This window comes from Pseudomonas sp. MDT1-17, assembly GCF_054898105.1.
In genome coordinates this window covers 3,037,208-3,058,318 of sequence record NZ_JBUBVM010000001.1, presented here as the reverse complement: position 1 = coordinate 3,058,318, position 21,111 = coordinate 3,037,208, and the positions used below count along the sequence as shown (strand labels likewise).

At 54.0% G+C, this 21,111-nt stretch carries 18 protein-coding genes; 4 read left to right on the top strand and 14 right to left on the bottom strand.

Annotated elements, in window-relative coordinates; translation table 11 throughout:
• Positions 1 to 308: 308 nt before the first annotated feature.
• Positions 309 to 440 carry a hypothetical protein gene (locus tag ACYZTX_RS14140; protein WP_462034564.1) on the bottom strand — a complete coding sequence of 44 codons (132 nt, stop codon included), beginning with the start codon at positions 438 to 440 and terminating at the stop codon, positions 309 to 311.
• Positions 441 to 516: 76 nt separating this feature from the next.
• Between ACYZTX_RS14140 and ACYZTX_RS14135 the strand changes: the two genes are divergently transcribed.
• Positions 517 to 1,701 (top strand): acetyl-CoA C-acyltransferase family protein, encoded by a 1,185-nt coding sequence (locus ACYZTX_RS14135; RefSeq protein ID WP_462034563.1) that lies wholly within the window; start codon positions 517 to 519, stop codon positions 1,699 to 1,701.
• Between the two features lie 487 nt (positions 1,702 to 2,188).
• Positions 2,189 to 3,613 carry an undecaprenyl-phosphate glucose phosphotransferase gene (locus ACYZTX_RS14130; RefSeq protein ID WP_462034562.1) on the top strand — a complete coding sequence of 475 codons (1,425 nt, stop codon included), beginning with the start codon at positions 2,189 to 2,191 and terminating at the stop codon, positions 3,611 to 3,613.
• 58 nt (positions 3,614 to 3,671) lie between these two features.
• On the opposite strand, the gene ACYZTX_RS14125 is transcribed toward ACYZTX_RS14130, so the two are convergent.
• From ACYZTX_RS14125 to ACYZTX_RS14065, 13 genes are all read right to left on the bottom strand, one after another.
• Positions 3,672 to 4,805: a glycosyltransferase 61 family protein gene (locus ACYZTX_RS14125; RefSeq protein ID WP_462034561.1), complete on the bottom strand. Its 1,134-nt coding sequence runs from the start codon at positions 4,803 to 4,805 to the stop codon at positions 3,672 to 3,674.
• Positions 4,806 to 4,878: 73 nt separating this feature from the next.
• Positions 4,879 to 6,021: a hypothetical protein gene (locus ACYZTX_RS14120; RefSeq protein ID WP_462034560.1), complete on the bottom strand. Its 1,143-nt coding sequence runs from the start codon at positions 6,019 to 6,021 to the stop codon at positions 4,879 to 4,881.
• A gap of 264 nt (positions 6,022 to 6,285) precedes the next feature.
• A complete protein-coding gene (locus tag ACYZTX_RS14115) occupies positions 6,286 to 7,020 on the bottom strand; it encodes a WecB/TagA/CpsF family glycosyltransferase (protein ID WP_462034559.1) in 735 nt (244 codons plus the stop codon).
• Positions 7,020 to 8,207, bottom strand: a complete 1,188-nt coding sequence (locus ACYZTX_RS14110) for a glycosyltransferase family 2 protein (RefSeq protein WP_462034558.1) — start codon at positions 8,205 to 8,207, stop codon at positions 7,020 to 7,022. Before ACYZTX_RS14110 ends, ACYZTX_RS14115 begins: the two co-directional genes overlap by 1 nt.
• Entirely contained in the window at positions 8,204 to 9,406 is a 1,203-nt protein-coding gene (locus ACYZTX_RS14105; protein WP_462034557.1) for a glycosyltransferase, read from the bottom strand. The genes ACYZTX_RS14110 and ACYZTX_RS14105 overlap by 4 nt, the downstream gene beginning before the upstream one ends.
• Before the next feature lie 75 nt (positions 9,407 to 9,481).
• Complete coding sequence (locus tag ACYZTX_RS14100; RefSeq protein ID WP_462034556.1) at positions 9,482 to 10,417, bottom strand: DUF535 family protein; 936 nt, start codon at positions 10,415 to 10,417, stop codon at positions 9,482 to 9,484.
• Positions 10,418 to 10,424: 7 nt separating this feature from the next.
• Positions 10,425 to 11,402 carry a glycosyltransferase gene (locus tag ACYZTX_RS14095; protein WP_462034555.1) on the bottom strand — a complete coding sequence of 326 codons (978 nt, stop codon included), beginning with the start codon at positions 11,400 to 11,402 and terminating at the stop codon, positions 10,425 to 10,427.
• Between the two features lie 43 nt (positions 11,403 to 11,445).
• Positions 11,446 to 11,970: a serine O-acetyltransferase gene (locus tag ACYZTX_RS14090; RefSeq protein WP_462034554.1), complete on the bottom strand. Its 525-nt coding sequence runs from the start codon at positions 11,968 to 11,970 to the stop codon at positions 11,446 to 11,448.
• An 8-nt stretch (positions 11,971 to 11,978) separates the two neighbouring features.
• Positions 11,979 to 12,935 (bottom strand): glycosyltransferase family 2 protein, encoded by a 957-nt coding sequence (locus ACYZTX_RS14085; RefSeq protein ID WP_462034553.1) that lies wholly within the window; start codon positions 12,933 to 12,935, stop codon positions 11,979 to 11,981.
• Positions 12,928 to 13,545, bottom strand: a complete 618-nt coding sequence (locus ACYZTX_RS14080) for an acyltransferase (RefSeq protein WP_462034552.1) — start codon at positions 13,543 to 13,545, stop codon at positions 12,928 to 12,930. The genes ACYZTX_RS14085 and ACYZTX_RS14080 overlap by 8 nt, the downstream gene beginning before the upstream one ends.
• Positions 13,546 to 13,678: 133 nt before the next feature.
• Complete coding sequence (locus ACYZTX_RS14075) at positions 13,679 to 15,145, bottom strand: FAD-dependent oxidoreductase (RefSeq protein ID WP_462034551.1); 1,467 nt, start codon at positions 15,143 to 15,145, stop codon at positions 13,679 to 13,681.
• A complete protein-coding gene (locus ACYZTX_RS14070; RefSeq protein ID WP_462034550.1) occupies positions 15,142 to 15,336 on the bottom strand; it encodes a hypothetical protein in 195 nt (64 codons plus the stop codon). Before ACYZTX_RS14070 ends, ACYZTX_RS14075 begins: the two co-directional genes overlap by 4 nt.
• A gap of 141 nt (positions 15,337 to 15,477) precedes the next feature.
• Complete coding sequence (locus tag ACYZTX_RS14065) at positions 15,478 to 16,854, bottom strand: oligosaccharide flippase family protein (RefSeq protein WP_462034549.1); 1,377 nt, start codon at positions 16,852 to 16,854, stop codon at positions 15,478 to 15,480.
• A 95-nt stretch (positions 16,855 to 16,949) separates the two neighbouring features.
• On the opposite strand from ACYZTX_RS14065, the gene ACYZTX_RS14060 reads away from it, so the two are divergent.
• A complete protein-coding gene (locus ACYZTX_RS14060) occupies positions 16,950 to 18,473 on the top strand; it encodes an O-antigen ligase family protein (protein WP_462034548.1) in 1,524 nt (507 codons plus the stop codon).
• 5 nt (positions 18,474 to 18,478) lie between these two features.
• The gene (locus tag ACYZTX_RS14055) at positions 18,479 to 21,103 is read left to right on the top strand and encodes a glycosyl hydrolase family 5 (RefSeq protein ID WP_462034547.1); all 2,625 of its coding nucleotides are present in this window, start codon (positions 18,479 to 18,481) and stop codon (positions 21,101 to 21,103) included.
• Positions 21,104 to 21,111 lie beyond the last annotated feature (8 nt).

Sequence of the window (21,111 nt, the reverse complement as noted above, 5' to 3'; positions counted from 1 at the left end):
GGGCGCGCACCGCGAAAGCCAAAGCGAGGCGGCCTGCCGGCCGGCCTGGCTTCAAGTTGACGCATTTCCCTTTAGGAGCTGTCGAGCGAAGCGAGGCTGCGATCTTTTGATCTTGCTTTGGCTTTGGCTTTTGATCTGCCCCGTCGGAAGGCCGAGCGCAGGTTCTGCGCAGTGGGCACCGCGGCAGGGATGCCGCGGTAGCCGCCCCCGGCCATGGAGCCGATGGCGGCGGGCCCACGGCGCAGGACCGGAGCGAGGGCATGCCGAGCCACAGCGAGGCACCGTACCTCAGGGGCAAGAGCGTTTGGTTACTTGGGGTTGGGCTTTTTTGTTTTCTTTTCTGCGCTTTTGACCGGATCAGACTGATCCAAAAGCGACTTCACTTGAAATGGCAAAAAACGCCACCCCCCTTGAGCAGTTTTGGCATTTGCCAAAATCATCGCTGTCTCTAGACTCACCCCCCAAATAACAGTGCTAATGCACACTTGAATCCAGGACTGTCCCAGGGGAATCCGCATGAACCCATCCGATATTTTTGTTATCAGCGCCGTCCGCTCGGCCATCGGCAGCTTTGGCGGTTCGCTCAAAGATGTACCGCCCATTCAATTGGCGACTGACGTTTGCCGTGCCGCCATTGAACGTTCAGGCCTGGCACCTGAACACATCGGTCACGCGGTGATGGGCCATGTGATCCCGACGGAAGCACGTGACGCCTACATCTCGCGCGCGGTGGCGATGAATGCCGGCCTGTCGAAAGAGACGCCTGCCTTCAACGTCAACCGCCTCTGCGGCTCTGGCTTGCAGGCGATTGTCAGCGCCGCGCAAAGTTTGATGTTGGGCGATGCAGGTGCTGCGTTGGCCGGTGGCGTCGAGTCCATGAGCCGCGGCCCGTACCTGTTGCCGCAGGCACGCTGGGGCGCACGGATGGGCGACATGCAAGCCATCGACTACATGCTCGGCGTGCTGCAAGACCCGTTTGGCGGTTTCCACATGGGCATCACCGCGGAAAACATCGCCGAACGCTACGGCATCACCCGTCAGGCCCAGGATGAACTGGCGCTGGTCAGCCAACAACGGGCTGCCCGGGCGATTGCTGAAGGCCGGTTTGCCGGGCAAATCGTGCCGATCGAAGTGGCGACCCGCAAAGGTACCGTGACATTTGCCACGGACGAGCATGTTCGGGCAGACGTCAGTGCAGAGCAATTGGGCAAGATGAAACCTGCGTTCAAAAAAGACGGCAGCGTCACCGCCGGCAACGCGTCCGGCCTCAACGATGGTGCCGGAGCACTTATCCTGGCCACAGGTCAGATGGTTCGCGAGCAAGGCCTCAAGCCCATCGCCCGGCTGGTCGGTTACGCCCATGCCGGTGTTGAGCCGGAACTGATGGGACTGGGTCCGATTCCGGCCACCCGGCTGGTACTCAAACGCGCAGGTCTGACGGTTGCCGATCTGGATGTCATCGAGTCCAACGAAGCATTCGCTGCCCAGGCGTGTGCCGTGGCGCAGGAACTTGGGTTCGACCCTGAGAAGGTCAATCCGAACGGTTCGGGGATTTCGCTGGGTCACCCGGTCGGCGCGACCGGCGCGATCATTGCCACCAAAGCCATTCATGAACTGCAGCGTGTTCAGGGCCGTTATGCCCTGGCAACCATGTGCATCGGCGGCGGCCAAGGCATCGCCGTGTTGTTCGAACGCGTTTGATCGACTCAAACGCTGACGGCGCCCATTGCGGGCGCCGTCTCGTTTTACCGCGATGGAATCAGTGCGCGATGCACACCGATTTCAGCTCGGTGTAAGCCTCATCACCACACGCCCAGTGATCGCTTAGCGTCCAGCCTCTCCCCGAACAATCCCGACTACTGACAGAGCACTGACGGCAAACGCCGCGGTGGGCCTTGCCATTGCCATTTCAAGCGTTAGCAACGGTCTTGAACTCAGGCGGCAAGCCCCATCAGCTCGACGTTGCGCAGACGGTTGACTGAAACCGTTTCGATTGAGTGAATGATTGCGCAGCGGTGCTAAAGTGATAGCACGTCAGCAGATTCTCCCAAGTCTGCTAATTTCGATGGTGAAGGGACTTAGCACGAGTATGAGTAGCTTGCCGGTGACGCTAACGGTATCAAGCGTGGGCAATTTGAACTGATTCTCGTCATCATTGAGCGCGAGGGAAAGCAAATGAGGTCTGAAAATGATTTTTGAGCCCAACAGTACCCGTTCCGTACTCCAGCGAAGAAGCAGTACCAGTATCGTTGTTCAGGCAGGTCTCGATTGCGTTGCGGTTACCGGTGTTGCTTGGTTTTTGATCAATTATCATATCGGCTTTATCTCGCAGGACTACGTCATCCTGCTCCTGTTGCTGCTTGGGGCGCTGGCTGTCGTGTACGACCACTATGCTATTTACCGCAGTAATGTCGGATTTACCGTCAAAGCCTTCAAGCTTTTAAAGGCGTGGACTGCCACGTTTGGCTTTCTCGTTGCCATGGCCTTTCTTACCAAAACAAGCGAACGGTACTCGCGTTTGTTGGTTGGGGAGTTATTTGTTATTGGGTATTTTGCTCAGTTGCTTTTGCACCTTGCTACACGCGAAATGCAGAAGAAGTTTTTGGCCCATCCGACGCAGTTGGAAAACTCTCTTATTATTGGCTCGGGCGAACTGGCCAACTATCTTCACAAGAAAATCAGCAATAATCCCTGGCTGGGTGAACGTATCGTCGGGTGTGTGTTGATTGGCGCGAACGATGATCGGGGAAAGGACGTTTTGGAAGGCGCACAACGCCTGTCGATACTGGGTGATATCTCCGACCTTGATGAGTTAGTCGTTAAGCACGCCATTCGTACCGTCTATTTCGTAACGCCTCTGGGTGGCTCAGAGGTTATCCAGGATGTTTATTTAAGGCTGTTCGATAAACACATCTCTGTTAACTGGGTGCCTGACATTTTCTCTTTGCGTCTGATCAACCACAGTGTTCGCGAAATTGCCGGCATTCCCGTACTGACCTTATCTGAAACTCCGCTAATGGGGATGCGTCTGTTTCTGAAGAATCTTGAGGACAAAGTCCTGGCTTTTCTCATCTTGCTTTTTGCGGCACCCGTGCTGGCGATTGTTGCCATTGCGATTAAGATCGATAGCCCCGGCCCCGTGTTCTTTCGTCAGCAGCGCATGGGGTGGAGTGGAGAAGCTTTCCGTATCTGGAAGTTCAGGAGCATGGTCGTCCATCAGCCGTCAGACGGCATCGTCAAGCAGGCACAAAAGAATGATCCGCGCTTGACCAGGGTGGGAGCCTTTATTCGGCGAACCAGCCTCGATGAGCTACCGCAGTTATTCAACGTTTTGATGGGGGAAATGTCGCTGGTGGGGCCTCGCCCGCACGCTATTCAACACGATGTGCAGTACTCGCCTGACGTCTCGGGCTACTTTGCGCGCCACAACATTAAACCGGGCATCACAGGCCTGGCTCAAGTACGTGGCTATCGTGGTGAAACGAGGGATATAGACCAGATGATCCGGCGTGTTGACTCGGACATTGAATACATCAACAACTGGTCGCTGTGGCTCGATTTCGTCATTCTTTTACGGACTGTGTTTGCCTTCTCCGGCAAGCATGCTTATTAGCCCTACATTACTCAGAACACCGGGGTGGCATGCTGCTCCGGTATGAACTCAAGAGCTGTCATGACGGAAACAGATCTAGCGTACGCTCAACTTCATCAGGGTCGATACTAAAGCCATTGCCCTCAGGCGTACCGACCACAAAACCAAAATTTTGCTGATCGCGATCCGTTAGATATTTGAAAAAACAGAGGAACCGATCAGGGGGCTGCAACACCAGCAGCGAATCACCTGGCTGGAGCACATTAACGCCGTGTATAAGATGACTCCCCTCAATCCCTACCACGGTCCTTGCGCCGGCACAGGCCGCCACTATCGTCGGAACATCGGACTTAGCAGGATCGATAATACGAAAGCCTCTGCGGTCACGCAGACGTTCTGCAAGTTCCATTTCATTGCGTAACAATCGCAATTCACCCGTGCCACCTCGCAAAATGAACACGCCAGGGTGATCGCAAACTTTTACGTGTGAGAGCAACTTTTCACCCATCGCACGAAAACGCAGGTGCTTATGTCTATTTTGACTTAGATCGTCAAAGATCACGAGTTCACGAAAAAATGCATCACGTAACCGAACCGGCGTCATACCAAGCCAGTCCTCATAACCGGGGGTGTGAAGTATGCCGGTCGTCACGGTGGAAACAAGGTTGGCAGACGCTGCCGTCGTCACCGGAACGCCTTCGTTGCAGGCTATTGGATAGGTAATACAATCATCCATTAACCACGAGCCAAACCATTTGTTCCCTCCCGCCGTACAAAACATCGCACCGCGATCAATTTCGTTTTCTACGCGAATCTTTGGTAACCATCCAGATCTGGGCGACAACGAAGATTTTGCATTACCTTTGTAAAGAGCGCCGTCAATTAACCAGACATCTTTAAGCAGGTAGCCTCGAGTTGGCCCATGTTCAACACTACCGACTCCTTCCATTGTGCGACGGGGGTGCTCGTAAGGATAAAAAAGCTCCCCTGCCCATCCCGTCACACGTTCGAGTTGGCCAGGAAGGAAAAAAGCGGGCGGAGCCATCGAGATTTCGCCTGGAGCAATTTCCCAGGTTTTCACGGCTAGACTTTGCAGCGTTAACGGCGGCTTCCGTATAAGTCGTGTTTTAAGAAGGTGCTTGTACGCAGCAAGGCTCCACTTTGATTGGCCGGCACTCGTTAATGCATTAAATCCCGACATATGCACCCCCATCGCAATGTGGTTATACAGAAACAGTGTTCATGGCCAAACACGTAAACCGTACATCTTTAAATCAGCAACCTGTTCAGGTGGATACAATAGTTTCCAGTACAGGGGGTAATGTCAGATGCGTGTAACGGCTGCGCAAGGTGTCGAGAAGCGCCTCCTGCGGTTGTTTGGAACAATGAAGATATATTTTGAACAGTCCACCAAAACCCATTTCACGGTATCGACCCGCGACCTCCTCATCACTCGGACCGTCCGGCAAGCCAAGATGAAGTGTCAGCTTTTTGCCTTCAACAGCAAATAAAGGCGTCTCCCAAAGAAATTGGGCTGCGCCTACCTTGGGCAGTCGAACAAATAAATAGCCGTAGTTTCCAAGCGTATCGATATCACCGCCACGCCGTCTTTTCCACTCAAGAAGTCCATCGTCCGGGCGTGCCAGGCACGTTCCGATATCATAATAGTCAAAACCATTTTCTATCGCCCATTCAAGTGCCATGAACGTGGTAATCGAGTTAACTTCACGTAACTTCTTGGCATCTGAAAATACAGCATCGGGATAGCCAAAACGGACCGTGCTCCAGTAGCGTTTTCCTGCCCGGGTAATTACGCACCCAAGATGGCATGCAACAATTTCATCCTCCAACAATACTAGATCGAGCCGCCCGGCACTTTTTGCCACCCTTTGAACCTCATGCGATTCAATTTGAGAGGCGGCTGCTCCATGCCTTGCTCTGGCGTAGGGCTTAAGCATTTCCCGATCTGCGATTTCAATTTCGTCATCGTTCAAGGCCTGTTTCATACGATAGCGCAGCCGGTTCTTGCGCAGATTTCGACGTAACTCGGTATTGTATCTGGCCGTAATATCCTCAATTGACCTGCTCAGAGGAACAACAGCACTCAAATATTGAGGCACGTACAATGCACCCAAGGTCGGCATTTCACTGACCCACACTGTCCGGTCTGACTTCTCCAACTTCAACTGGCTATCAACCGTTTGAAATTCAGAGCCCAGTAGAACCTTCACAAATTCCCGCTGTGTTTTCCTGCCCACATAGAGAATGTCATAGGTGCTGTTTTCCCGCAGCTTGAATCTGGCAATTTCCCAGCGCCAAAAACATGCCCTACCCAGTATATCTCGCAGCCAGGCAATGGCTTTCCTTAGCTCAAATCGCATTGAAGGAGATATAAACTTACGTATTAATGTTTTAATGTATTTTTTCATTTGGTTATTAGCACAATTCAAGGAAGGGCCATTTGAGTTTACAAATCAATAACCTAACTACTCGACATGAATGCTCTACAGCTGAGTACATTTTCAAGGTTGCTCAACAACATTTTGTTGACGCCAATCTTAACGAGGAAAATAACCCCGAACACACCCGTCAAGTCGATAATTTCAACCTGAGTAAAGGTGCTGCACCTAAGTTTCGCAAGATATTTCAGCCGTGTTTTTTATGGCGCCAGCCAGGCGTCAAAAACTGTGACGTCAGGAATCCCTGTAGATCAATGTGCGCAACAAGAACGTCGGATTACCCACCACATAGCGACTGAATAATCGCTTTGGCTCACCTATCAACCTGAACACCCACTCACAACCGAGACGGCGCACCCATAGCGGAGCACGAGTCACCTTGCCGCCGAGAAAATCCAGGATCGCCCCTCCGCACACGACCAGACATGGCACGCCGCTGACGGCTAATCTGGCGGCAACGGCTTCTTGCTTGGGCATGCCCATCCCCAGCACGACCAATTCTGGCTGCGACTGCCGGGCAAGGTTGAGGTAGATATCTACCTCAGCAAATCCATGGTGAGCAGAGACGACATTTACCGCATATATCGCTTCGCTACGCTGCACCGCATTGGCGAGAAAGGGCTCTTCAGTACCCCAGAAAGCCACGCGTCGGCCCTTGAACGCTGCCAATAATTTAGGGATAAAATCTGTGCCATTCAAATTCAGCCCCGGCTCCAAGCCGAGTCGGCGAAACAGGATGGCCATGCCGGAGCCATCCCGTAATAACACGTCAGCAGCCGACAGCGCGTTATAGTAATCAGTGTTGCCCGCCACCAGGTTCATGGCATGGGCATTGACGAATCCAAGCACCGTCGTCGACTCAGTCCTGGATAAAGCATCAATCAATTCTTGTTCATCGCCCAGATCACTGACCACCCTGAGTTTCTGGATAATCGTTTGCCAGTTGTGCAGCCAGGATAAAGCGCGCATCAGGTGTCATCTCGCTTCGAACGCACCCATTCAACTTGGCGCTTAAGCAAGAATCTGAGATACAGGGGGATTTTCTTCACCGCGTAGAACGGCGCATACAACAAGGCTGAAAATGAAATAATCCCACGCCCAAATTGGCTCCATGCCAGCAAGATAGTCACCCCCAATATTGCTACTCCGGAAGAAGCTATCAATGCTGGCGCCAAAGCTCCGGACAGCATAAATACCAACCATGACATTCCAAATGCCGCCCCCAAGGCCAACGTCAATAAGGCCAACGGAGGGACCAGCAAATCCAGCGTCATAGCTAGCAGACTCCAGTTACCCTGGCCAATCGACTCCACAAACAACTTTGGCGTATCCCCAAGAATCACCCCTAGATGACCATGTTCCCAGCGCGTACGCTGGGTAGCTAAGCCTTCATCGCTGCGTGGAAAATAGCTGGTCACCAGAGCATCGGGACAAAACAAAGGCGGCTTGCCGCTTCGACAGAAATCCAGGCCCATCTTCAAATCTTCAACGATGTGGCCACTGGCTAAATCGATCAAAGTCAGATCCCGCCAGACGAAAGCCATTCCCGTGCCCATTAACTGACAGGGCAAACCAAGCCGGGTCCAACCCCGCGGCCGTACCCGATTCTTCACGCACCAGGCAAACTCGGCAAGCCGCACTTTTAGCCCGGAACCTGCTGGAGCACGCATTAAATTCAGGGCTTGCGCTGGCCGCCCTGAGTCGATGCAACAGATTGCCAAACGCTCAATAGAACCCTCAGCCACCTGGCAATCCGCATCAATAACAACCATGACGTCCGGCGCATCGCTCGCCAAATGACGCACCCCACAGTCCAGCGCATAACCCTTGCCGCGCTGCTGTTCATTGCTGCGCTCCACCACCTCGGCGCCCGCCGTGCGGGCCAGCGCGGCAGTCTCGTCAGAACAGTTATCCGCCACCACCAATAGGCGATCACCCAAAAGCAACTGCGGCCGAATGCTGTTTAATGTCGCGACGATGATCGAGGATTCATTGTGTGCCGGTATCAACACCGCCACCCGCGGTCGCGATCCTTTTGCCGACGAGCGCGACCGTGCAGGCAGACAGGCCATCAGCACCTGCACAAACAGCACCAACACTGGCAGGAGGATGAGGATCAGCAGTGAGCTGAACAGCCAACCAATTAACGTGATCATGCTTGCGCCCTGAACAAATGAGCCAACTTGGCTGCTTCGGTATCGATATCGTGTCGCTCCAGCACTCTCTGATAAGCGGCCTCGCCCATCCGCTGCAGCACCTCGACAGGTTGCGCGAGGCAGTCCGCCAGCGCCGCCGCCAACTCATCCACCGCTCCAGCGGGAAACAACCAACCGTTCTCACCCTGTCGCACTAACTCGGGAATGCCCGCCACATAGCTCGTCAGCACGGGTCGGCGCAACGCCATGGCTTCCATGATGACCACCGGCAAGCCCTCGGCGAAGCTCGGCAACACCAAGGCCCGCGCCGCAAGAATTTCCGCCCGCACCTGTTCGCTGCTGATCCAGCCGGTAATTCGCACCCGCGCCTGCAAGCCATGCCGTGCAATCAGGGCTTCGATTTGCGCACGCATTTCCCCATCGCCGGCCAGCACTATCTCGAACTCCACGTTTTGCGCTGCCAGGATGCGGGCGGCCTCAAGCAACAACAGTTGACCCTTCTGCTCACACAAACGACCTACGCAAACCAACCGCGGCGCGGATGGCACGGCAACGGCCGGCACATCGTGAAACGCCCGCTCCAGCCCACAGTGCACCACCTTTACCCTTGGCCAATGCGCATGAGCCACCCAGCGAAACAGCTGGCTGCGCCCATAAGAACTGATCGCCGCGACAAAAGCCGCGCGCCGGACTTTCTCGCCCAAATGAATAAACTGCGGTTTGTCGAACTCTTCCGGGCCGTGCACGGTAAAGCTGTACGCCGGCCCGCCGAGTGCATTGGCCAGCATCACCACCTCGGTTGAGTTAGTGCCGAAATGCGCGTGCACATGCTCGGCGCCGAACGCCTGCAACCAAGACAGCACGCGACATGCCTCAAACAAATAGACCAAATGGTACGGCCAGGGGCGATCGGCACGACGACCCATGCGTAGCGCCAGCCACAGCGCCGAAAAAAAACGTCGCGGCTGGGCGCGCAGCACCTGCAGCACGGGCACTAACAGGCCTTTGACTCCGCCCTGCAGCACATAACTCGTTTTACTGCGTTCGGACACGTCCTCGGCATCCACCAACTCGGCATCCCAGCCACGCAGAGCTATGCGCTGCACCACAAAGCCCTGACGCTCTAACGCCAAAATCTCGCGACGAATGAAGCTATGGCTGACCTTGGGGTATTGATTGATGAAATAAGCGATACGCATAGGAACCAAGCTTAGTTGTCGTTGCGGTGGATTATTACTGCAGGCAATCCCGCAGCCGTACAGGGACCAGGAACATCAACTCGCAACACGGTGGCTGCTATAACTGCCGACCAACACGCTGTCTATTTTTGTAAACGTATCATCCAGAAGTTCGTAACGCCTGCGGTACATGGCGCGTTTTTTTGAAGGAATACTGTCAAGCGCCTTCTTGGACGGGACCATGGGAATCTCAAAAAAGTCTTCGCGCTCTGACGCAGTGGCTCCATGCTCCAGCCAGATCAAATCATAATTTGCCGCAAGTTCCTTAGCTTTTTCAGCGCCGAAGTACGGATGGCGATGATGACGATACCCATCCCCTACCGCATAAATCTTCCCAACACCAATATTGACTGCAATATATTTAATCACTTCAATCAGAAAGCTTCTTGGTCGAAGACCTTCAAAATCTTTTGTCAGGTCCCTATAAATACTCAAAGACCGATCACTCTCCACGCCTTTATGTATGCCTTGAACTGCACCGATAAAAATACATAACTCAGTGTCCGTGCGACACAAGGTGAAGGCTATGGATGCAATACGCAAATCGCCCTGAAACAGGTTCAGCACCAGCTCCCCTTCACGCATAAACCATACTGGACGATCCAGAACCAGGGAACAACCCGCCGCGAACGCCGATAAATCACTCAACATCAAACGGTCGTTGCGCCCCAACAGCAACAGCTCCGGACAGCTTTTGGCGACAACTTCGTAATGCGAGGCTAATACGCTAAGTTTATTCTGAGAACTCCAGCTTCTACTGATGTATGGCCAATGAACAACACCCACACAATCTCCGCCCAACTTTTCAACTCCGGTCTTACCCAGAGCGTTCGACATGCGCCAAAAAAACAATTTTAGCTCGGACCAGTTTTTTACAACTAAAACCAGCATTTTAAACTTATTATTCAACGCTCTTAACGAATACCCTGCATGTAAAAACAACACGCTTTTTAATATCACCCAATTATTCATGGAAGTCTCACTTGTATTCGATCAACGCCGTCTTGCCGGCGCCGAATCTGTTCAAAAGAAACTTGACTTGCCCGAGCATCTCGGGAAATTTCCCCAAGACAAGAAAGAAAGCCCGCAGCCAGTTTTCACGCGTGGATCTATCGCCCCTGCGGGCCAAGCGCACGACCTGCAATGGATAGACCAGCAGCAGAAGCAGCCCAAACCACCCCAACATCAAACTCGCGATAACAGTCGCCAGCGGGACGCCCAATCCCCAGAACCAGGCACGGCGCGACTCACGCAACCAATGCTGCTCAGGTGCGGCCCCATGCAAAAATGCGCCCTCGGCAAAGGCATAACCACCGCGCAGGGTACGCTGCCACCATTGGCCGAACCGGGTCAGGGTGGCATCGTGCAAGGTCATTTCCTCACCCAGACGCCAGACCTTCCATCCATTTCCACGAAGACGCACACACAATTCAGGCTCTTCCCCGGCAATAAGATCCGGTCGAAATCCGGACACCTCGGCGAAGGCATCGGTCCGCATCAGCGCATCGCCACCACATGCCTTGGCCTCACCTACCGGCGTATCCCATTCGAGATCACACAGTAAGTTGTAAACCGAGTGTTGCGGAAAACGTTCACGGCGCCGTCCACAGACCACCGCAACATCAGGGTGTGTATCAAGAAAGGCCTGGGCCTGGGGCAGCCAGCCACCGACCACCTCGCAATCACCATCGACAAACTGCACATAACGCATCGACGGCAATAAGCGTTGCACGCAGGCGAATCCTTCATTGCGCGCGCGCGCAGCCGTAAACGGAATCGTCATATCCAACTCGACCACCTCGACCCCAAGCGTCAAGGCCAACTGCACTGAACCATCCGTTGATCCAGAGTCGACATAAACAACCTTCTGCGCTGCACCGATCAGTGAAGCCAGGCAACGCTCCAGTCGCGGGCCTTCATTGCGACCGATTACAACGACACCCATATCCGTAGCCATGGCGTTCACTCAGCGACGCAATTGAAGTAATCCATCGGGTGGTTCATGAGCGTTCCCTCGCTTCTGCGTACTTCCTTTTCTTGATAGTCGCAGGCACGCCTACTGCCACCGAGTCGTCCGGTACATCGGTCAGCACCACGGCATTGGCACCAATCACGACATTGTTACCAATACGGATATTGCCCAGCACCTTGGCCCCTGCACCGATATCTACATTGTTGCCCATCACCGGGGCAATCGGCTCATTCACATTCTTAAGGCCCACGACGACGCCATTGCGAATACGGCAATCATCGCCAAACTGCGCATAGCCACTGATCACGATTCCACCGAAATGATCGATGACAAAGTTGCGTCCGATCACTACCTCACACGGCAACTCGATACCCGTGACGATCTGCACCAGTTTGAAGAGCACTTTGTATATAAAGGAGAGCAATTTACGTAACAGCGCTGGGCGCACACCGTAGCGCCAGCGCCCAAAGCGATAAACGACCATCACCCAAAACCCCTGAGCCCCCCAATCTCCCGCGTAGGCACGCAAGTCAGCACGTATGTTTTCGAACATAAATTGTTCTACCGTGTGGGTTGGCTAGCGAATTGGGTATCACGCAACAACGCCCAGGTCACACGAGCATGCTGCCAACAAGCCCCTATAGCGGCCCAGTCGCGGCCTTTCAACAGCGCCTTGAGCGCCAAAATCAGATCACCCAGACTCACCAACACCATATGTAAGGCCAAACCCAGCAGACCGTGGTGCTTGCGGAAGTACAAAAGCTCACTTTCGATTTGCAAGGTGGGTAGCTGGTGACAAATCGCATTGAGTTTGGCAACAGACTTGGCACTTTCACCGCCGATATGCACCACTGTGGTATCCGGGTAGTAAACCACCTTCCAACCCGCCTGTTTAACGCGCTTGCAGTGATCTACCTCCTCGAAATAAAGGAAGTAGCGCGGATCGAACAAGCCAACCTGGTCGATGACTTCACGGCGGATCAGGTAATAGCACCCGGGCACCCAGTCGCACTCACGCACCGAAGCATGATCCCAAGCCATGTCGTCGACTCTCTTCACCACAGGGAAAAAACGTTCAAGCCCTGTGCGCGAGAGGAAGACATTCAACGGCGTCGGAAAATAGCGGCAGGAGGGTTGCAAATCTCCCTCTCGTCCAACCAGCCGAACGCCGAGGACACCGCAATCAGGATGAGCCTCCATGTAGTCAAGGGTCTTGCTCAGCGTATCCGCAGCAACGAAGGCATCGGTATTGAGGAGCAACGCATACTTGCCCTGTAAGTGTTCAACTAATTGATTGTTGGCACGCCCAAAGCCAACATTATTTTCATTGGCCAGTTGCAACGCCTCTGGACAAACAGTTGCCAGACACTCCAGCGAATTATCAGCAGAGGCATTGTCCACCACCAAATAGCGCGTGCGACCCACACTAGTGGACTGGCGTAACGCATTAAACATCGGTTGCAACAGAGCCGCGGTATTGTAATTAACGACCAACACATCAAGAGGGGCACTAACCATTGGGCTGCTCGCCAAAAAAATACTGCACTCTCATTGCTTTAAGTTTCGGTTCAAGTTCCGGATCGAATAGTCCGCTGCGTTGCCTGATGAGGTCAATCCACGGGTAGGTGGCGCAACGTTCTTCGACTTTCGCCAACAGATCTTCCAGCGTACAAATAACCTTGGCTGGATTACCCCCAACCACGACCCCAGGCGGAACATCTTTCACCACTACTGCACCGGCTGCAACAATCGAATCCGGACCAATAGTCACACGTGGCATGATGATTGCGCCATAACCGATAAAACAATTATCACGTATATCAATAGGGCCGACAGAGTCAAGTTTTGTACCAAAGCGTGCATCGAGCAAGCCGACTATGCCATCGTGGCCGAACAGTGTGCAGTCAGATAAAGCTATATTATTTCCGAGTCGTACTAGCGTAGGGTCAGTTATGTTGCACCCAAGATTGATCCATACGTTTTTACCGACGGAGTGCAGAGATCCCCATCGAGTCAGGTGTTTAGCCCATTCATACCCGTCCGGTTTACAGAATTTTTTATAGAGCGAGGTTCCACGCCCGGTTGTTTTGGCAATATGAGCAATAGTGCGCTTTAGTAGACCAATCATCCTGTCAGCCTCAATAATTCAGCGATATACATCTGTGCCAGGGTTCGATACACCCTGATTCTTGATTACCACTACCCTAAGCGTAGACGCCTCCCTAAAATTCAACACTCAAAAAATCCACAAATGCTCCCACTCATGAATACCTGCCCACCCCGGGCCCCATTTGATCGTTAAGATGATCCGCCAGCCTTAAAGCAAGCTGCAAAAGAGGCATCGTGGGGTTAGAGGCACCGCCTGTAGCGAAAACACTGCTGCCCGCAGCGTAAAGATTCTCGACACCGAATACTTTGCAGTTCTCGTCGACAACGCCAAACTCAGGCGACGTTGCCATCCGTGTGGTCCCCATATGATGAGCATGGGGATTGGCCTTCAGTGGCAAATCGACTTCATAAACGCACTCTTCCAACTTGACAAAGCCCAGCCCTGTGTCGGCAAAACACTTTGCCACTTCGAGCCCTATGGATTTGACGGTATTTCTGTCTGCAGGGGTCAGTTCCCAATGAACGCTTGCCTTCCTCATCCCCAACGCATCTCGCTCGTCGAGCAATGAGAGGCGGCTATTGGGGTTGGGAAACTGCTCGATCAGCGTGCCGAGCACCCCATCCCCAGGGCAATCGAACTTGGTAATAAATTCAATCTTGTGCTCCGCACCCACCTCGCAGATGAGGTTCTCGAGAAAGCTTTTGATGGCAGCCATTCGCCCATAGGTTTTCACTTCAGCTACAAGCGAGGCCGTCACATTCCCTTTACCCGACCCGTGCTCCATCACGAATGCATCGGTCGTGAAGTACTGTCGAGCATCTGTACCCTGCCCGTCTTTCAGGATGAAGGTACCCAGATCGACGTTAAGGTGCTCCATGAAGCATCTTCCGACGTAACCATCTTTGCTAACAATACCGCCAGCTGCCAGGGACTCACTGTTGAGCAGTTGCCTGGCATTCTCGATCGCGCCCGTCGCCAAAATGAATAGTTTTGCCGTGACTCGTTCTCGATGTAATTCGTAGTCCGAGACGACTATCGTCGCTATGCGGCCGGTCTTGCTGTCAAATTCAAGATCGACGCAGTTGCAGTTGATGAAGACATCAAGGCCCTCGGTCTCATCAAGCTCCTTGGCATATTTTTGTGCAAAACGCGTGGGAGGGCTGAGCAAGAAACGATCAGCTTCAAATTCGGCGTCGTCCAAAGAAGCGTTGATGGCCTTGAATCCAGAATGCGGCGGAAGATCTACAATGGCCATGGCCGCTGGCAAATTACGCTCCATCTCGGAAAACGCGATGGGCCAACCGGGTAAACCCACCGGAGGGCCCACGGTAAAGTCGGACTTCTCAAAGGGACGGCATCGCCCGGCCCAGTGATTGGAGGTGCCGCCAAGATAGCGCAGGCGTGTTTCCTCAGCGTAAACATCGAGGCCAGACGATGGACACTTGTAGAGGCTTTGCGAGGCCCTTGAATACTCGCGCCCACCGCCCTCGACAAGCACCACACGCCGACCATTACCGGCTAAACGCAAAGCCAGCGTAATGCCGGCTGGCCCCCCACCTATGATGCAGACGTCGTAGTGGTCGTGGAGTTCTTTCTGCGATTGGTAGTCTTTGATCATGCTTGTGTTTGCCGAAAATGCTGGGCAGGCAGCACCCATCCGTTGATGACAACAAACTCGGATTTAGCAGCAGAAGGCCGAGCAACGGCTTTGGAAAATCCGAACATCGACCCCCCAATACTTAACAGGGCAAAAGCCAGGAGGAAGCCTCTGCGACCCATCACAGAGGTATTCAAATCAGTTTCTCTCATGATTCAAAGCTCCACGACATCGAGATTACGTTGGAAATTTCAACTGCACATCAAGGTCACATTTTTTTGGCGACCGCCATCAACACCGCAATGGCGACGCCTGTGCCACAGCATTGGAAACATCAAGAGAAATAGATCAAATCAAAGCCATTCAGCAATACTCGTCAACAACTCTCCACACAAAGCCCCCACCACCAGCATTGGCAGCACCACCAGTTCACGCTTGAGATTGAACATCCCTAGACGACAATTGACATAAAAAACCAGGATAAGCGTAGGAAACGTATAAAGCGCGGCACCCCAAATTGCATATTCGACCCCGCCAATCGCCAGCAGCAGAGGCAGCAGCACCCACAACGAGACCACGCGAATAATGTTATCCATGGCCTGGTATTTTGTGTGCCCCAAGGCAATCCAGACCTGATGCGCCAGCATGTAGCGCATTGTGAAAAAAGAGAGTGAAAGAATGGCCATCATGTTGCCGGCCTGGGCATAACGCTCATCGTACAAAACGCTGATGACCAGTGGACTCCCGGTAAAGAACAGTCCACATAAAAAAAGACAGGAAAGATCGAACATCAATTTCAAACGGTAGTACAAAGCCTGGAGCCGTACGGGGTCATTAGTTCTTGAGGCCTCACTGAAGGCCGGCAAGGCCACGGCCCCGAATATCTTCTGCATCCCAAGCTGAAGAGCTCCCAAAATCAGCACGGCAATGGAGTAAACGCCCAGTTCGCTGGTCGTCATGCTGCCGCCGAACCAGATACGATCACCGTACATGGCCAATACGCCCACTGCCGACGACAACAATATCCAACGGCCGAAGCCGACTAATTCCGTGAGCGCAGAACGCTCCCACTGCAGACGGTTAGGCGGGCCCTCAAACCAGACATGCCCCAGCAGCGTGCTGACCATCGCTGAGACCAGACCCGCGGCCACCAGTGACCAGATGGATCTGGTGAAGTAACCGATGGCCAGCATCACCAACAGCCCGACGAGCTGGGACGCAAACTCGGTGAGTACCACTTTCTTTTGCTGGAAAGCGCGCACTGCCAGGTCGATTTTCGTCGACTGAAATCCAGTGATGATTGCCGAGAAACTGGTCACGGCCAACACCAGCGGCAACTCGGGTGCCGCGTAGGTGGAATTGATCGACCACAGATTGAGAGTCTGTGCAAACCAGGCGAGGGCCGCGAGGAGAAGTGTCAAAGCAAAAAGGATAAAGCCGCGCAAGATCTGCACAGTCCAGATGGTATTGAGAAATACCGGGTCGTCGCCGCGCGGGCTCTGAATAATGTTCTGGCGCAAGCCGACATCGGAAAGCAAGTGCAGAACCAGCGAAACGGTGATGGCGATCATCATGATGCCGAACATCTCCGGCATCAGCAGGCGGGCCATTATCAGGTTGCCACCCAAACGAAAGGCTTGGGACGTAACCAGCGCCCCGAGATTCCATGCCCCAGCGGAGATTGCTCGCCTGCGAAGGCTCAACGATGGCGATAGATCAGCTAACGACATAACATCATCCCCGGACTCAATGGCTCAAAAGGTACTATAGTCGCAATTTGCCATTCCAATAGCCGTCGCTCATCAATCAATAAGTCCAATTATCTATGCCTGAGCACCTTCGCGCGTTAATCGTCATTCTGGTCCTTGCTGGCATCGTTTTTGCGATGGCACGACGACCAGCAGCAGACCTGATTCCCGACCGCAATTTCACTCGTCGGCGCAATCTGTGGTTCGTATTGACGCTACTGGCCTTTTTTTCGCACAGTTTCTGGGTGTACGCGGGCATTGCCGCGATCGTTCTGACCTTCGCACGAAAAAGCGAACGCAATCCCGTGGCGCTATTTTTCCTTTTGCTGTTTCTCATCCCGCCGGCCCCGGCGGAGATTCCGGGCTTCGGCCTGATCAATTATTTTTTTGCCCTGAACCATGTTCGTCTGCTGGCATTGTGTGTGTTGCTCCCGGCTTTTTTTGCTCTACGCAGGCGAGCAGACACGGTCCCTTTCGGGCGCACATGGCCTGACAAGCTGTTAGCTGCCCACCTCCTGCTGACGAGTCTGCTTTTCCTGCGCGAAACCACGGTCACCGACACCTTGCGCCAAATACTTTACCTGTTCATCGAAGTTTTTTTGCCTTACTACGTTGCCAGCCGGGCGCTGAAGAACCTCAGCGACTTCAAGGACGCTCTGTTCGGTTTTGTACTCGCCGCCATGGTGCTGTCGCTTATAGGTCTCTTCGAATTTTCCAAGCACTGGCAGCTGTACAGGGCGGTTGTCAACGCCATGGGCATGCAATGGGAGTCCGGCTACTTGAGCCGTGGTGGTTCATTACGCGCCAGCGCCACTACCGGCCAAGCCATTGCGCTGGGCTTCGTCATCAGCGTGGCCATCGGCCTTTATCTGTACTTGCAAGAGGATGTACGCAGTCGATTGCAGAGAACCCTCGGCGCACTCTTGCTCGCCGGTGGTCTGTTCGCACCGCTGTCGCGTGGACCCTGGATCGGTGCAGCCGTCATGATCGTCGTGTTCATAGGCACCGGCCGTAAAGCGATCAAACGCCTGATGCTGCTGGCGGCCGCCGGAGTGCTCGCCCTTCCCCTGCTGGCCATTGTGCCGGGCGGGCAAAAAGTGCTTGATCTGCTACCGTTCATCGGCACGGTGGAAGTAGAGAACATCACCTACCGGCAGCGCTTGATTGATAACGCCGTGATCGTTATCCAGCGCAACCCTTTGCTGGGTTCTTTCGATTTCCGCAGCACACCGGAAATGCAGTCCTTGACTCAGGGCCAGGGGATCATCGATATCGTGAACACCTATATCGGCGTAGCGCTGTCGTTCGGTTTGATTGGATTGACGCTTTTCGTGGTTTTTTTCGTCAGTGTTTTGCTGGGCATCCGCAAGGGGATGCGTTCGTTCCCCAACGAAGACGATGAGGCACGCCGACTCGGTCGCGCACTTCTGGCGACACTGGCCGGGATCCTGATCACCATCGTTACCGTTAGCAGTATCACGGTAATCCCCGTGGTGTATTGGTCGGTGGCTGGTGTGGGCGTCGCCTATGCTCAGATGGCGCGCAGGCTCAAGCACACCTCTACGGCTGTCACAGCGAGTGCCCATCTCCAACTCAGGTAGAACCCATGATCCAGTTGTTTCGCCGCCCCCAGATACTGATCCTGCTACTGCTGTTTTTTGCTATTTGGCCGTTTCGTACCTGGGCGTCGGACTGGGTCGTCAGTGTGGATGAGCGCAACGGCCTGCCAATGCTGGTGCGTGGCGGCAGCCCGGTAATGGCTACGACATTCTCGTTCTTTGGGAGAAACTGGGACTGGACGTATTTGCAGACCGAATTCAAGGTAAACACCCCTTATCGATACTCCCTTGCAGGCAAAAACAAAGCGCTGGATTTCGACTTGACTGCGCAGATTCAGAAGCAAGACGAGCAAAAGCTGACCTGGAACTTTGTCCTGGATGCACACAGCATGAAGTCGGGCGTGTCAGGTGGCGGCATCGTCTTCACGTTCGACCCCGCCCTTTTCGCTGGAGAAATGGGCGAGCCCACTTTGCTACCCGACAACCGTGGCTGGTCCTGGGGCAATGCCCAAGGGCGACGCATCGAAATGCGCTTCGAGCCCGCACTGGCGAGTGTGTACTTTGAACCGGGCGGTAAATCCGAGGTGCGTGCTTTTATCTACAAGAATACGATCAAACCTGGCCGCCAGGATTTCACAGCCACTTTGAGCGTTTCTGGCGATGTGGCGGTCGGCCCGACCAATACCGAGCGCTTCGGGCTGTCGGACCCAAAGAGCTGGCCGACTGACAAGCTCGACTGGAAAACCTCGCCGGTCGACCTGTCCTTTCTCAACGCTCAGGAAAAGCCTGCAGGCAAGCGCGGCTTCCTCAAAGCCTCCGGCGAGCAATTGCTATTTGCGGACAACACTACGGCGCGTTTCTGGGGCACCAACCTGTCAGCCTATTCGCTGTTCAGCACGCCAGACGATGCAATCAAGCTGCAGGCCAAACGCCTGTCGGCACTGGGCTTCAATCTCGTAAGACTGCACCACCATGACTCGCCATGGGTCTTCCCGAACATCTTTGGCGACCTTAGGGTCACGCGTAACACCCAGCAACTGAGCCCGGAATCGCTGAAAAAAATCGACTGGTGGATCAAGTGCCTGAAAGACGAAGGCATTTACGTGTGGCTCGATATGCACGTCCAGCGAGTCTTTACTGAAAAAGACAACATTTATGGCTTCGATGAATTGCCAAAAGAAGACCAAAATTATACTTATCTCAAGGGCTATGCCTATGTGAATCTCACCATTCAGAAAGCCATGAAGCGCTTTACCGAAGCCTACATGACCCATGTAAACAGCTATACCGGTCTCGCCTACAAAGACGACCCGGCGATCGCCGCCGTACTGATTACCAACGAAAACGACATCACCCGCCACTTTGGCAACGCCCTGTTACCAGACAAGAACGTACCAAAGCACAACAAGATCTACATGGCCGAGGCCGCGGCCTTTGCCAAGCTGCACAATCTATCTGCAGACCAGACCTGGCGCGCCTGGGAGCCAGGCCCCTCCAAGCTGTTCCTTAACGATCTGGAGCGACGTTTCAACGTTGACATGATTCAACACCTGCGTGAAATAGGCGTGAAGGTCCCCATCGCCACGACCAGTAGCTGGGGCGGCGATAGCCTGAACTCCCTGCCGGCCCTTACCGCCGGCGACGTAATCGATGTCCATAGCTACGGGGGCTCGGGACAGATAGAGAAAAACCCGCTCTACAGCGACGGCATAGTGAATTGGATTGCCGCCGGCCAGGTCACCGGCAAACCCTTGACCGTCACCGAGTGGAACAATGAGCCCTTCCCGACACCAGACCGTCACTCGCTGCCACTCTATATCGCCGGTATCGCCAGCCACCAAGGCTGGGATGCACTGATGCAATATGCCTACAGCCAGGAACCACTGGGGGGCGAAGGGATGAGTGCCGGCAACTGGCACGCCTATAACGACCCTGCAATGCTGGCCACTCTGCCCGCCGCGGCCTTGCTTTATCGCCGTGCAGACGTCCGCGGAGCAACAACGACCTACGTCTTCGCGCCGACGCCAAGCACCCTGTTCAATCAAATGATCACACCGGCCAACTCTGCTCTACTGCGCACAGCCATGGAGAAAGGCAAGCTGGAAATCGCGATGCCACAGACGCCGGAATTGCCCTGGTTGCAACAGGGCGTTATCCCAAGCAATGCACAGGAATTTCATGACCCTGGTCAGTCGCTTCTGGACACTAATGCCAGCGAATCCACGACCGATACAGGCGAGCTCAAGCGCAACTGGAAACAAGGCATCTACACAATCAATACACCGCGTACCCAAGCCGCTACCGGCTGGATCGGTGGCGAGTCGATCAGCCTTGGCAACATTAAAGTTCAAGTGAAGACCGCCAACGCCAGTGTGGTGGTGCAAAGCCTGGACGACGCGCCTTTGGGCCGATCCCAGGATTTACTGATTTCGTTAAGCGCCCGCGCCATCCCCCAAGACGACGAAAAAATACCTTTTTACGTCGAGCCCCTCGAGGGCACGCTAACAATCCAGGCGCCGCAAGGCTTGACACTGTTCACCCACGGCATCCTGGGGCAAATGAAGAAGCTGCCCGCGACCTACCTTGATGGCCGCTATACAATCAAGTTCGACGGCTTGCAGGCGTCGAACTGGTTGTTTTTGAAAAAAGGCGTCACGCAAGCACAACCTTAGGCGCGGCG

Bases quoted from the DNA above. Each gene is read 5' to 3' on its own strand.
- ACYZTX_RS14065 (WP_462034549.1), bottom strand. From the start codon at position 16,854: ATGTCGTTAGCTGATCTATCGCCATCGTTGAGCCTTCGCAGGCGAGCA.
- ACYZTX_RS14115 (WP_462034559.1), bottom strand. From the start codon at position 7,020: ATGCGCGCTTTATCCTGGCTGCACAACTGGCAAACGATTATCCAGAAA.
- ACYZTX_RS14055 (WP_462034547.1), top strand. From the start codon at position 18,479: ATGATCCAGTTGTTTCGCCGCCCCCAGATACTGATCCTGCTACTGCTG.
- ACYZTX_RS14135 (WP_462034563.1), top strand. From the start codon at position 517: ATGAACCCATCCGATATTTTTGTTATCAGCGCCGTCCGCTCGGCCATC.
- ACYZTX_RS14085 (WP_462034553.1), bottom strand. From the start codon at position 12,935: ATGGTTAGTGCCCCTCTTGATGTGTTGGTCGTTAATTACAATACCGCG.
- ACYZTX_RS14100 (WP_462034556.1), bottom strand. From the start codon at position 10,417: ATGAATAATTGGGTGATATTAAAAAGCGTGTTGTTTTTACATGCAGGG.
- ACYZTX_RS14060 (WP_462034548.1), top strand. From the start codon at position 16,950: ATGCCTGAGCACCTTCGCGCGTTAATCGTCATTCTGGTCCTTGCTGGC.
- ACYZTX_RS14080 (WP_462034552.1), bottom strand. From the start codon at position 13,545: ATGATTGGTCTACTAAAGCGCACTATTGCTCATATTGCCAAAACAACC.
- ACYZTX_RS14105 (WP_462034557.1), bottom strand. From the start codon at position 9,406: ATGCGTATCGCTTATTTCATCAATCAATACCCCAAGGTCAGCCATAGC.
- ACYZTX_RS14090 (WP_462034554.1), bottom strand. From the start codon at position 11,970: ATGTTCGAAAACATACGTGCTGACTTGCGTGCCTACGCGGGAGATTGG.
- ACYZTX_RS14140 (WP_462034564.1), bottom strand. From the start codon at position 440: ATGATTTTGGCAAATGCCAAAACTGCTCAAGGGGGGTGGCGTTTTTTG.
- ACYZTX_RS14125 (WP_462034561.1), bottom strand. From the start codon at position 4,805: ATGGGGGTGCATATGTCGGGATTTAATGCATTAACGAGTGCCGGCCAA.
- ACYZTX_RS14070 (WP_462034550.1), bottom strand. From the start codon at position 15,336: ATGAGAGAAACTGATTTGAATACCTCTGTGATGGGTCGCAGAGGCTTC.
- ACYZTX_RS14130 (WP_462034562.1), top strand. From the start codon at position 2,189: ATGATTTTTGAGCCCAACAGTACCCGTTCCGTACTCCAGCGAAGAAGC.
- ACYZTX_RS14095 (WP_462034555.1), bottom strand. From the start codon at position 11,402: ATGGCTACGGATATGGGTGTCGTTGTAATCGGTCGCAATGAAGGCCCG.
- ACYZTX_RS14120 (WP_462034560.1), bottom strand. From the start codon at position 6,021: ATGAAAAAATACATTAAAACATTAATACGTAAGTTTATATCTCCTTCA.
- ACYZTX_RS14110 (WP_462034558.1), bottom strand. From the start codon at position 8,207: ATGATCACGTTAATTGGTTGGCTGTTCAGCTCACTGCTGATCCTCATC.
- ACYZTX_RS14075 (WP_462034551.1), bottom strand. From the start codon at position 15,145: ATGATCAAAGACTACCAATCGCAGAAAGAACTCCACGACCACTACGAC.